12 protein-coding genes and 2 tRNA genes are annotated in these 11,922 nt (G+C 66.3%); 3 read left to right on the top strand and 11 right to left on the bottom strand.

Features of this window, described 5'->3' with window-relative positions; translation table 11 throughout:
• Positions 1-117 precede the first annotated feature (117 nt).
• Positions 118-1,119 (bottom strand): LCP family protein, encoded by a 1,002-nt coding sequence (locus QNO10_RS05285; RefSeq protein ID WP_229949071.1) that lies wholly within the window; start codon positions 1,117-1,119, stop codon positions 118-120.
• Positions 1,120-1,145: 26 nt separating this feature from the next.
• Between QNO10_RS05285 and QNO10_RS05280 the strand changes: the two genes are divergently transcribed.
• A complete protein-coding gene (locus QNO10_RS05280; protein ID WP_229949073.1) occupies positions 1,146-1,694 on the top strand; it encodes a DUF3515 domain-containing protein in 549 nt (182 codons plus the stop codon).
• Here QNO10_RS05280 and QNO10_RS05275 read toward each other — a convergent pair.
• The 6 genes from QNO10_RS05275 to leuC all read right to left on the bottom strand — a co-directional run bounded on the left by QNO10_RS05275 (position 1,691) and on the right by leuC (position 8,309).
• On the bottom strand, positions 1,691-2,833 hold the full coding sequence (locus tag QNO10_RS05275; RefSeq protein WP_231707569.1) for a D-alanine--D-alanine ligase family protein: 1,143 nt from the start codon (positions 2,831-2,833) through the stop codon (positions 1,691-1,693). The genes QNO10_RS05280 and QNO10_RS05275 overlap by 4 nt on opposite strands.
• A gap of 11 nt (positions 2,834-2,844) precedes the next feature.
• Entirely contained in the window at positions 2,845-3,888 is a 1,044-nt protein-coding gene (locus tag QNO10_RS05270) for an NAD(P)H-dependent glycerol-3-phosphate dehydrogenase (protein ID WP_229949077.1), read from the bottom strand.
• Positions 3,885-4,652, bottom strand: coding sequence for a lysophospholipid acyltransferase family protein (locus tag QNO10_RS05265; RefSeq protein WP_229949079.1), 768 nt, complete (start codon positions 4,650-4,652; stop codon positions 3,885-3,887). Before QNO10_RS05265 ends, QNO10_RS05270 begins: the two co-directional genes overlap by 4 nt.
• 9 nt (positions 4,653-4,661) lie before the next feature.
• The gene (gene murA / locus QNO10_RS05260; protein WP_229949080.1) at positions 4,662-6,002 is read right to left on the bottom strand and encodes a UDP-N-acetylglucosamine 1-carboxyvinyltransferase; all 1,341 of its coding nucleotides are present in this window, start codon (positions 6,000-6,002) and stop codon (positions 4,662-4,664) included.
• Positions 6,003-6,228: 226 nt separating this feature from the next.
• On the bottom strand, positions 6,229-6,828 hold the full coding sequence (leuD, locus tag QNO10_RS05255) for a 3-isopropylmalate dehydratase small subunit (protein WP_229949081.1): 600 nt from the start codon (positions 6,826-6,828) through the stop codon (positions 6,229-6,231).
• Positions 6,829-6,839: 11 nt separating this feature from the next.
• Positions 6,840-8,309: a 3-isopropylmalate dehydratase large subunit gene (gene leuC / locus QNO10_RS05250; RefSeq protein WP_229949082.1), complete on the bottom strand. Its 1,470-nt coding sequence runs from the start codon at positions 8,307-8,309 to the stop codon at positions 6,840-6,842.
• A gap of 111 nt (positions 8,310-8,420) precedes the next feature.
• On the opposite strand from leuC, the gene QNO10_RS05245 reads away from it, so the two are divergent.
• Both QNO10_RS05245 and QNO10_RS05240 read left to right on the top strand, forming a co-directional pair.
• Positions 8,421-9,140 carry an IclR family transcriptional regulator gene (locus QNO10_RS05245; protein WP_229949083.1) on the top strand — a complete coding sequence of 240 codons (720 nt, stop codon included), beginning with the start codon at positions 8,421-8,423 and terminating at the stop codon, positions 9,138-9,140.
• Positions 9,141-9,193: 53 nt separating this feature from the next.
• A complete protein-coding gene (locus QNO10_RS05240; protein ID WP_229949087.1) occupies positions 9,194-9,622 on the top strand; it encodes a potassium channel family protein in 429 nt (142 codons plus the stop codon).
• Between the two features lie 39 nt (positions 9,623-9,661).
• On the opposite strand, the gene thiL is transcribed toward QNO10_RS05240, so the two are convergent.
• From thiL to QNO10_RS05220, 4 genes are all read right to left on the bottom strand, one after another.
• The gene (gene thiL, locus QNO10_RS05235) at positions 9,662-10,672 is read right to left on the bottom strand and encodes a thiamine-phosphate kinase (protein WP_229949088.1); all 1,011 of its coding nucleotides are present in this window, start codon (positions 10,670-10,672) and stop codon (positions 9,662-9,664) included.
• Between the two features lie 131 nt (positions 10,673-10,803).
• Positions 10,804-10,876 (bottom strand) — tRNA-Glu (locus tag QNO10_RS05230).
• A 122-nt stretch (positions 10,877-10,998) separates the two neighbouring features.
• Positions 10,999-11,070 (bottom strand) — tRNA-Gln (locus QNO10_RS05225).
• A gap of 111 nt (positions 11,071-11,181) precedes the next feature.
• Positions 11,182-11,910: an HAD family hydrolase gene (locus tag QNO10_RS05220; protein WP_229949089.1), complete on the bottom strand. Its 729-nt coding sequence runs from the start codon at positions 11,908-11,910 to the stop codon at positions 11,182-11,184.
• Between the last annotated feature and the right edge of the window lie 12 nt (positions 11,911-11,922).

Genomic DNA, 11,922 nt, shown 5'->3' with positions numbered 1-11,922 from the left:
GGCGGATCGACCGGTGGGCCCCCCTGGGCCTGCGCGGGGACAGCCAGAACCACAACAGCCAAACAGGCTGTCAACAGGCTGCCGGCGGCACGGCGTGGGAGGGTCGATGGCATAAAGTCAGTTCCCCTGGACGGCAGCGGCATACGCATCGAAGTCATCGGCGTCCAGTGCCGCGGAAATTTCACTGATGGCAGCGTGATCCGGCACCACAATCGACTGTCCGTCAGGAGAAGTGCCCACTCCGGCGTTGGGCAGGGTGAACATGGAGACCTCGCCCGAACGGACGTTTCGCAGGCTGACCGCCAAAGCCCCTGCCGCCGATGCGTCCAGGTCTTCATCCACGCTCAGGTACGGCGAGAGTTCGCCCACGACGTTGCTGACCTTCACCGGGTCCGTCAAGGTCCCCTTGTTGAGGACGCCGGAAATGACCCCACGCAGGAATGCCTGCTGGTTCTTGACGCGCTGGTAGTCCCCATCCGTGAAGGCATAACGCTCGCGGACGTATTTGAGAGCTGACTCGCCCTTAACGCTGATGGTCCCCGCGGGGAAATACTCGCCCTCGACGCCGTCGGACTGGAAGGCAACTTCATTGTTGAGGGTAACCCCGCCCAGAGAATCCGTCAGACCCTTAAAACCTTCAAAATCGACGATTGCCACGTGGTCGATGGGGACATCAAACAGCGTCTGTACAGTGTCCACGGTCAGGGCAACACCTCCAAGAGCCATGGCGGCGTTGATCTTATCTTCCCCGTGACCGGGGATCTCCACCCAGGTGTCGCGCATGATCGACATGACGTAAACCCCGCTTCGGTCCCCCGGGATGTGGACGAGCATCATCGTGTCCGACCGAGCGTCGCCACCGGCTGGATCGCGGGTATCGCTGCCCATCAGAAGGATGTTCTGCGAATCCGCTGCGGCGGCTTCCTTCTCCGGCCGTGCCTCAGGAAGTGCATTGGCTATGGTGTTGGTACCGGAGTCGAAGGTCCGGGCCAGATGCCATAGGTAACCGCCCACCGCTACTGCGGCCACCACCACGACGGTCAGCATCACCAGCATGGTGGTGCGGACCGGATGCCTCTTTTTCGGCTGGGTGGTGGGGGACATCGTGTACTCGCTCAAGTGTTTTTCCTCAGATCGGGGGCGCTATGAGTCTATACATTTCCCGGTACCAGACCGATTCCGACTCGACGTACCGTGCCGGATACGCTTGGATCATGAAGCTCTACGCGTTACCCGCAGTATCCGTGCTCGTGGCAGTGGCGGCCACCGGCTGCAGCCCAGTGGCCAATGTCGATTCCGCGCCAGACGCGGCGAACCCCGACTGCGCCTCCGTGATGGTGGCGCTCCCGGACGAGATGGCGGGCTATCAGCTCAGGGACACGGACAGCCAGTCCACCGCGGCCTGGGGCAACCCGTCCCGGGCGATCCTCAAGTGCGGCGTCCCGGTGCCGGGACCGACGACCGATCCGTGCGCCGAGGTCAACGGCATCGACTGGATCCTGCGCGAGGGCGAAGACACCTGGACCGCCACGACGTTCGGCCGGGAGCCGGCCGTCGAGGTGATGTTCGATCCGAACGAGGTGGCTTCCTCCGAGGTGCTGGTCCAGTTGGAGAACGCGGTCTCCAACATCGAATCCACCCGTCAGTGCCTCAGCCCCGCGGACACCCTGGAACTGGACAGCCAGGCGGGCTAGCGCAGGCCGGTCTTCCGGCTCAGCGCCAGGGAAATCAGTTCATCGATCAGCTCGGTGTACGGGAGACCGGACTTGGCCCACATCTGCGGATACATGCTGATCGGGGTGAACCCGGGCATCGTGTTGATCTCGTTGATGATCAGCGCACCGTCCGGGGTGTAGAAGAAGTCCACCCGGGACAGGCCCTCTCCTCCGACCGCGTCGAAGGCGGCACCGGCCAGCCGGCGGACTTCGGCGGAAACGTCCGCCGGCAGGTCCGCCGGGCAGCTCAGGTCGACGGCTGCACCGTCAACGTACTTGGCTTCGAAGTCGTACCACTCGTGGCCGCCGTCGCGCACCGCAATCTCGCCGGGCTGGCTGGTGCGGGGGTCCTCGGTGCCGCGCCCCTGCAGGACAGCCACCTCGATTTCGCGGCCGGTGATCCCGGCTTCGACGACCACCTTGGGATCGTGCAGGCGCGCGGCTTCGATGGCGGCCGGGAGCTCCGCGGGATCGGTGACCCGCGTGATGCCCATGGAGGATCCGGCGCGGGCCGGCTTCACGAACAAGGGGAAGGCCAGGGCGCCGGCACGGTCCAGGCAGGACTGCGGATCCCGCAGCCACTGCCGGTCGGTAAGCACCTCGTAGGGTCCAACGGCCAGGCCGGCGGCCTCGAAGACCACCTTCATGTAGTGCTTGTCCATGCCGACGGCGGACGCCAGGACACCGGCGCCCACGTACCGGACGTCGGCCATTTCCAGCAGCCCCTGCAGGGTGCCGTCCTCGCCGAAGGGACCGTGCAGCAGCGGCAGGACGACGTCGATGGACCCCAGGCTGCGCGGCAGGCCGCCGGGAGTGTGCGCGACGAGCTCACGGCTTCCGTCCTGGGAGGACAGGACCACTGATTCCGCGGAGACCGGCACCTCGGGCAGGGTGGCTGCGCGGAGCGACCACTGCGCCGGATCGGCGGAGACGAGGCTCCACTGGCCGTTCTTCGCAATACCGATGGGCACGACGTCGTACTTGGACGTATCAATGGCCTGCAGCACACCGGCCGCAGTCACGCAGCTGACGGCATGTTCGCTGGAGCGTCCGCCGAACAGGACGGCCACCCTCGGCCGGGCGTTTCCGGAGCGGTCCTCTACGGTACCGGCGGGCAGGGGTTCAACAGTCACGGGGCGGACACACCTTCGGATTTCAGTTCGCGGGCCAGCAGCCGCGGGCCCAGTTCATCAACACTAATAACGCCCTGCAGGACGGCGACAACGTTTTCGGTGATCGGCATGTACACACCCAGCTGGGTGGCACGGTCCAGCACGGCCTGCGCGGACTTGATACCTTCGGCGGTCTGGGTCATGGACGCGTTGACCTCCGCCAGGCTCAGGCCCTGCGCCAGCAGTGTTCCCGCAGTGTGGTTGCGGGACAGGGGTGAGGAGCAGGTGGCAATCAAATCGCCCATGCCCGCCAGTCCTGCCATGGTCTCGGCGCTGCCGCCCAGGGCGAGGGCCAGCCGGGTGGTTTCGGCCAGGCCGCGGGTCATCACGGACGCCCGGGTGTTGTCACCCATGTTCTTGCCGTCGCAGATCCCCACCGCGAGGGCAATCACGTTTTTCACGATGCCGCCGATCTCCGTACCCACCACGTCCTCGTTGGTGTACGGCCGGAAATACGGCGCAGTGCAGGCTTCGGCGATCCAGGCGGCCGTGTCCAGGTCGGTGCAGGCCACCACGGAAGCGGTGGGCTCCTGGCGGGCAATCTCCATGGCGAGGTTCGGGCCGGAGACCACGGCAATACGCTCGGCGGGCAGTCCCAGTTCCTCGGCGATCACCTGGCTCATCCGGGCGTCCGTGCCACGTTCCAGGCCCTTCATCAGCGACACGACGACGGCGCCGGCCGGAATGAGGCCCGCAACGTCCTTCAGCTGGGCGCGCAGTGACTGTGCAGGCACGGCGAGCACCACGATCTCCGCATCGGCCAGGACCTCGGCGAGGTCCGTGGAGGCGCGCAGGTTGGCGGGCAGGACAGTGTCCTTGAGGTACTGGGTGTTGCGGTGCCTGTCATTGACGTCGGCGGCCACCTCGGGGCGACGGGCCCAGAGCCGGACATCGGTGCCCCGTCCGGCGCCGGAGTCGGCGGCGATCTTGGCGAAGGCGGTACCCCAGCTTCCTGCGCCTAGGACGGCGACGACGGCGGGGTATTCACTGCGGGCGGTCACTGTCCGGCCTCCGGTTGGGTTGGTTTGGATTCAAAGGAGCGGCCGACCTGCCGCTGGCCCTTGGCCACGGGGTCCCACCGCTCAGCGGGTGGCTGCGTGCCGCGGAGCTTGGAGACCATGTCCGTAATGTCGGACATGATCCGATCCGTGGCGGCGTCCAGGACGGCCTTACTGATCGGCAGGCCGGCGAATTCGGACAGGTCCACAGGCTTGCCAACCACCAGCCGGACCCGCTTGCGCGGGAACAGTGCCGGGAACTTGGCGTAGCGGGGAAAGAGTTCATGGGATCCCCAGTGCGCCACCGGGAGCACGGGAACGCCGGTCTGCAGGGCCAGCCGGGCAGCGCCGGTCCGGCCCTTCATCGGCCAGAGGTCGGGATCCCGCGTCAGGGTTCCTTCGGGATAGATCACCAGGGTGTGCCCGGCTTCCAGTGCCTTGCGCGCGGCGTCCAGGGAACCGGCGGCCCCGGTGGTGATCCGTTCCACCGGGACCTGGTTCGTCGCGGACAGCGCGGTTCCCAGGACGGGAACCTTGAACAGAGATGCCTTGGCAAGGAAGTGCGGCGGGTACCCCTTGTTGTACAGGAAGTGCCCCACCACCACCGGATCGATTTCAGTCACGTGGTTGGGACAGACGATGAAGCCCGTGTCCCGGGGCAGGTTCTCCGCCCCCTGCCACTGCTTTTTCAGGAAGACATTGAACAGCGGCCGGAGGGTTCCGGCCAGCAGCGCAAACGCAACCCGTGACTTATTCGAATCCGTCATGCGGTCAGGCTACCGGAGTCCGGCGGATACGCCGGAAGCGACGTCAAAGTCCGCGCCGAGCCCCTCAAGCTTGCCCTGGAAGTGCTCGTACCCGCGGTTGATCAGCTCAATGCCGGTCACCCGCGACGTGCCCTCGGCTGCCAGCGCGGCAATGAGGTGGCTGAAGCCGCCGCGCAGGTCCGGGATGTCGATCTCGGCGCCGCGCAGCTGCACGGAACCGGCAATCACGGCCGAGTGCAGGAAGTTGCGCTGCCCGAAACGGCAGGGAACGCTGCCGAGGCATTCGCGGTGCACCTGGATGTTGGCGCCCATCCGGATGAGGGCGTCGGTGAAGCCGAAACGGTTCTCATACACGGTCTCGTGCACAATGGAGACGCCCTCGGCCTGGGTCAGGGCGACCACGAGCGGCTGCTGCCAGTCGGTCATGAATCCCGGGTGCACGTCGGTTTCCAGCACCAGCGGGTTCAGTGCCCCGCCCGGGTGGTAGAACCGGATGCCGCCGTCGTCGACGTCGAACGCTCCGCCGATCTTGCGGTAGGTGTTCAGGAACGCGGTGAGGTCCTTCTGGTCGGCGCCTTCAACGTAGATGTCACCCTTGGTGACAAGTGCGGCGGAGGCCCAGGACGCGGCTTCGTTGCGGTCCGGAAGCGCACGGTGGTTGTAACCGGTCAGCTCGGAAACGCCCTCGATGCGGATGACGCGGTCCGTCTGCACGGAGATGATGGCGCCCATCTTCTGCAGGATGGCGATCAGGTCCATGATTTCCGGCTCGACGGCGGCACCGCGGAGTTCAGTGATGCCCACGGCCTTGACCGCGGTCAGGAGCACCTGTTCGGTGGCTCCGACGCTCGGGTAGGGCAGTTCCAGCTTGGCGCCGCTGAGGCCCTTGGGTGCGGAGATGGAAATGCCGCCGGGGCGCTTCTCCACTACGGCGCCGAAGTTGCGCAGCATCTGCAGGTGGAAGTCGATCGGCCGGTCGCCGATCTTGCAGCCGCCAAGGTCAGGGATGAACGCCTCGCCGAGGCTGTGCATCAGCGGTCCGCAGAGCAGGATCGGGATGCGCGAATCGCCGGCGTGGGCGTCGATGTCTTTGGACGCCGCCGTCTTCGCGTTCTTCGGATCCATGGTGAGGTCGCCGGTGACGGGGTCCTTGGTGACCTCGACGCCGTGCAGCTGCAGCAGGGACGTCACGACCTCAACGTCCTTGATTTCCGGAACGTTGCGCAGCGTGGACGGCCCGTTGCCGAGCAGGGCCGCAACCATCGCCTTGGGGACCAGATTTTTCGCCCCGCGGACCGGTACCTTCCCTGAGAGAGGAACACCGCCTCGGATCGTGAGGACGCTACCCATGAATACCTGATTTCCTAAATAGATTGGCCCCGGAAGCAATAAGAGACTGCACTCAAGCATATGAGCAAGCGCCTGCTTACTGAAATAACGCCGCCCTTCACCGGGCCCGGACCGGTGTGATTCCGGTCATGCAGCCCGCAGCGGACGCGGATAGGCCCCGCCGAAGCGGGGCCTATCCATAATATCGGGCCGGCGGAGGGGCCGGGAAATCATCCGCGCTGTGGGCCTAGTGCCGGGCGGGGAGGGTGAGCGGCTTATAGGAAGGGCGGCGTGCCTCGAACGACGTGATCTCTGTTTCGTGGCGCAGGGTCAGGGCAATGTCGTCCAGCCCTTCGAGGAGGCGCCAGCGGGTGTATTCATCAATCTCGAACGGAGCCGTGACGCTGCCGCAGACTGCGGTGCGGGCCTGAAGGTCCACGGTGACCGTTGTTCCCGGAGAGTTCTCCAGGACCTTCCAGATGAGTTCGATGTCATCCTGCGCCAACTCAGCGGCGACGAGGCCCTGCTTGCCGGCATTCCCGCGGAAGATATCCGCGAAGCGGGAGGAGAGGACGGCCCGGAAGCCATAGTCCTTCAACGCCCAGACGGCATGCTCACGGGAGGAGCCGGTGCCGAAGTCCGGCCCGGCCACCAGGACCGAGCCCTGCCGGAAGGGTTCCTGGTTCAGGATGAAATCCGCATTCTTCCGCCAGCCGGCAAAGAGTGCATCCTCGAACCCGGTGCGGGTGATCCGCTTGAGGTAGACGGCAGGGATGATCTGGTCGGTGTCGACGTCGCTTTGGCGCAGCGGAACGCCGATCCCGGTGTGGGTGGTGATCTTTTCCATTGGTGGTTCCCCTAAGCGGCGGTGGAGGCGTTGACGGCGGAGGTCCCGGCACTGTCCGGCAGCGGATCGAGGTCGGAAGGTGAGCTGAGGGTCCCGCGGACCGCGGTGGCGGCGGCCACCACCGGTGACACCAGATGGGTCCGGCCGCCCTTGCCCTGGCGGCCCTCGAAATTGCGGTTCGACGTGGACGCGCACCGTTCCCCCGGTTCGAGCTGGTCCGGGTTCATGCCCAGGCACATCGAGCAGCCGGCAAAACGCCATTCCGCCCCGAAGTCCTTGAACACCCGGTCCAGCCCTTCGGCCTCGGCTTCCAGCCGCACCCGGGCGGAGCCGGGCACCACCATCATGCGGACCGCCGGGTCCTTCCGGCGGCCGCGGATAATATCGGCCGCCGCGCGCAGGTCTTCGATACGGCTGTTGGTGCAGGAACCCAGGAAGACCGTGTCCACCCGGATGTCCTTCATCCGCGTTCCGGCGGCAAGATCCATGTAGGCCAGGGCCCGCTCAGCGGCAGCACGGGCGTTCTCGTCGGAGAAGTCTTCGGGGGCCGGGACGGCTTCCGAGAGCGGGACGCCCTGCCCGGGGTTGGTCCCCCACGTGACAAACGGCTCCAAGGTGTCGGCATCCAGGAAGACCTCGGCGTCGAACTCGGCATCGGCGTCGGTGGCCAGGGACTTCCAGTGTTCGACGGCGGCGTCCCAGTCCCGTCCCTGCGGGGCGTGCGGGCGGTGCCTGAGGTAGGCGAAGGTGGTTTCGTCCGGGGCGACCATGCCGGCCCGGGCACCAGCTTCGATGGACATGTTGCAGATGGTCATCCGCGCTTCCATCGACAGAGCACGGATGGCCGAGCCCCGGTATTCCAGGACGTAGCCCTGTCCGCCGCCGGTGCCGATCCGGGCAATCACCGCCAGGATGATGTCCTTGGACGTGACGCCGGGACGCAGCGTGCCTTCGACATTGATGGCCATGGTCTTAAACGGCTTCAGCGACAGGGTCTGGGTTGCCATCACGTGTTCCACCTCGGAGGTGCCGATACCCATGGCCAGCGCCCCGAACGCCCCGTGCGTGGAGGTGTGGGAGTCACCGCAGACCACGGTGAGCCCGGGCTGGGTCAGGCCCAGCTGCGGACCGACAACGTGGACAATCCCCTGCTCGGCGTCTCCCAGCGGATGCAGCCGGACGCCGAATTCTGCGCAGTTGGCCCGCAGAGTTTCGATCTGGGTGCGGCTCACCGGATCGGCAATGGGCTTGTCTATCGCCAGCGTCGGTGTGTTGTGGTCCTCGGTGGCGATGGTCAGGTCCGGACGGCGCAGCCCGCGTCCCGACAACCGAAGACCTTCGAAGGCCTGGGGGGAGGTGACTTCGTGGACGAGGTGGAGATCGATGTACAGCAGGTCGGGAGCACCGTCCTCCCCTTTGCTGACCACATGCTCGTCCCAGACTTTCCGTGCAAGCGTCCTGCCTGCTACGTGCTCACCCATATCAGGTACCCCTCGTTGTCTTTCCCTGTGGGGTTAAGAGAACCAGCCTGCGGGTGGGACGCGCCACCTTTTCAATTTGCATCTCAGATAATGAGACGGCAGTATCAGTTTATGGACACAGCGAGCGGGGTAGGCGTCATCGACAAAGCGGCCATGGTGCTGGACGCACTGGAAGCCGGACCCACCACACTGGCTCAACTGGTGTCCGCGACGGGACTCGCCCGCCCTACGGTGCACCGGCTGGCGCTGGCCCTGGTGCACCACCGGCTGGTGGGCCGCGACATCCAGGGCCGGTTCGTCCTGGGTGGGCGGCTGGTCGAACTGGCTTCCGCTGCCGGCGAGGACCGTCTGATCGCCTCCGCCGGACCGGTACTGCTGGCCCTCCGCGACGCCACCGGGGAGAGTTCGCAGGTATTCCGGCGGCAGGGTGAGTGGCGGGTCTGCGTTGCCTCCGCCGAGCGTCCCATCGGCCTGCGGGACACCATTCCCGTCGGCACCCAGCTGTCCATGAAGGCCGGTTCCGCTGCCCAGTGCCTGCTGGCCTGGGAGGACCACGACCGGCTCCTCGAGGGGCTGCATAATGCCCGCTTCACGCCCACTGTCCTGGCCGGTGTCCGGCGCCGTGGCTGGGCCCAGAGCCTGGGCGAACGCGAACCCGGAGTGGCCTCCGTGTCGGCACCGGTGCGTGGACCGGCCGGCCGCGTCATCGCCGCCGTGTCGATCTCCGGGCCAATTGAACGCCTGACCAGGCAGCCCGGGCGCATCCACGCCGAAGTGGTCGCAAAGGCCGCGGCCCAGCTCACCGAGGCGCTGCGCAAGGGCGGCGAGTAAGCCTATATTGGGAGCCTGAAACCGTTGGGGGTCCAAGAGCCCAGGGGGTTCCCATGAAGCGGATGCGTGTGCTGTGGCACATTGTCCGAATCTCCGGCGCCGATTATATTTTCTCCGGCTTCCTGATTGTCCTTGGGGTCGCAAGCTTCCTGCTGCCGCGGCTCGAGGCGGAGTTCGAGAACTTCGGCGACGGCCTCTGGTACCTGTTCGTTTCCTTCACCACGGTGGGCTTCGGCGACTACGTGGCCACCGGACCGGCGGGCAGGATCATTACGGTGGTCGTCACCCTGTACGGGATCCTGGTGGTGGCCCTGATGACCGGCATTATCGTGGGCTTTTACACCGAGCTCCTCAAAGCCAGGGCGACCAATGCGCTCGATGATTTCGTTTCCGAGCTCGAGCACCTGCCGGACCTGTCCCGGGAACAGATCCTGGAGCTGGCCGAGCGGATCCGGAACCGGCGGATCCTGCCGGATTCCTGAGCCGGTCCGTTGACGTCGCGGTGAAGGCGCGACAGTAAGCTATCCGGCGAAGTGGTCCCAGCCGGTCGCCGGGGGCACCTCGCCGCCGAAGGTGACGCCTTCGCCGTCGGACACCGTGCCGATGCGGACGAACCCCTGGGGCAGGACCGCATCCGGTGGGAAGGCCGCCAGCAGCCCATGGTCCTCTCCCCCGCCCAGCACCCAGGCCAGCGGGTCTGCGCCCAACCGTTCCGCAGCCGGTGCCAGCGCCTCGGCCCGGGAGGTGAGATAGCCCCGGTCCAGGTCAATGCCGACGCCAGAGGCCCGGGCGATCCGGCCGGCGTCGCGTACCAGTCCGTCGGAGACATCCAGCATGGCCGTGGCTCCGGCAGCAGCGGCTTCGGGTCCGGCGCCGGTCCGCGGCAGACGCGGCCTGCATTGCGCCATGGCCAGCACGGCAAGGAGGTGGTCTTCGGAATCCCCGGGGTCTGTCATGTCGACGTTGCTCTCAAGTACCGCCAGCCCGCCTGCCGCAAGTCCCAGCGACCCATTGTGGGCCACAACGTCCCCTGGCCGGGCGCCGGAACGCAATACCGGGTCCCGCCCCTCCAAATCGCCTGTGACAGCTGCCGTGACGACGATTTGGCTGCCCCGGCCGAGGTCGCCGCCCACCACGGAGCACCGCTCGAACGCCAGGGAATCAATACCGGCGGCGAGTCCCGCGGCGAGTTGCTCCACCCACGCGACCTCCGTACTGCCCGGAAGGGTGAGGCTGACCACCAGCGAGGTGGGCACAGCGCCCATGGCACGGATATCGGAAACATTCTGCGCCACGCATTTCCAGCCGACGTCGAACCCCGTGGTCCGGTACCCCGAGGGCCAGAGCAGGCGGAAATCGGCATCCTGGACCAAGGTGTCGATGGAGATTACCGTTCGGCGGTCCGGAGCAGCGATCACGGCGGCGTCGTCGCCCGGCCCCAGCAGCGCGGTATCCGGCCCCAGACGGGGAAAGATCCGGGCCAGGAGCGCCTTCTCATCGAGCTGGTCCACGGTCAGGGCTTCGGACGGCACAGGCTGTTCCTCGGGTTGGGATTGGGAGCAAGGTTTTGAAATTATCACGCGCGGTCCCGCACCGCTGGCCGCCCGGTTCGGAGGGCAAAACAAAACCGGCCCCGGACATAGTGTCCGGAGCCGGTTATCTGTGACCCCAGCGGGATTCGAACCCGCGTTACCGCCGTGAGAGGGCAGCGTACTAGGCCGCTATACGATGGGGCCGTGTACAGTGCTCCGGGCTTACTGTCCGGGCACTTCCTTGCCGGTTTCGAAGAACCGGCCTGTAGAGTATTTCATACTCTTTCAGAGGAGACCAATCGCGGTGAACCGCTTATTGATGACCGCTGGGATACCAGGACTCGAACCTAGAATGTCGGTACCAGAAACCGATGTGTTGCCAATTACACCATATCCCAATGCGCTTATCCGACTGCTTTGCGAGGACTTATCCCCGGCCGCAGCCCCTCAGCACGAGATATAACTATACACGGGTTCCAGAGCAAGTACAAAACGGGCCGACTGCCGTGTCAGACCAGTTCCAGCAGCTCCCCGAGGGACCCGATGGTGTGCACTCCGGGAGGAACCACGGCCGCCCCGTCCCGCACGGGTGAGGGGTTGCCGATGCGGTCCAGCCAGATTCCGAGCAGGCCGGCGTGGGCCGCCCCCACAGCATCCACCCGCAGGTTGTCCCCCACGTAGGCGCTGCGCTCCGGGGTACTGCCGAGCAGGCGTACCCCCTCGTGGAAGATCGCCGGTTCCGGCTTGGCGGAGCCGGCGGTGTCGATGCCCACCAGGACCCTGATCCGCGTCAGCCCGGCGGCGTCCAGCTTGGCCCGCTGGTAGTCGTGCACGTTGTTGCTGACGGCACCGTAGGCAATGCCGCGGGCCTCCAAGGCATCCAGGACGGGAACGACGTCGTCGAACGCGCGGAAGTACTGCGGCAGTGCCGCTTCGTAGGCCTGGTTCCAGACGCGCGCGGTGTCGCTGTCCAGCGGCGCCAGCCCCGCCCGTTCCCGGGCGTGCTGCAGGCGCAGCACCCGCTGGTCGGCAAAACTCAGCCGGCCTGCGAGGTACGCGTTGTAATGCCCCTGCGGATCGGCGGCGAACAGGGAGGTATAAGCCTCCCAGTCCGCCGCCGTGAAGTGGGTCAGGTCCTCGGTGCCAACCACCTGCAGCGTGGCACCCATGGCCGCCTGCAGGTCAACGAGTGTCTCGTCGATGTCGAACAGCACCGCATTGATGGACCCGCCGCCCACTGTGTACGGACC

This window comes from Arthrobacter sp. zg-Y919, from assembly GCF_030142045.1.
GTDB lineage: Bacteria > Actinomycetota > Actinomycetes > Actinomycetales > Micrococcaceae > Arthrobacter_B.
The sequence above is the reverse complement of the archived record's forward strand: the minus strand, read 5'-3'. Positions and strand labels throughout refer to the sequence as shown.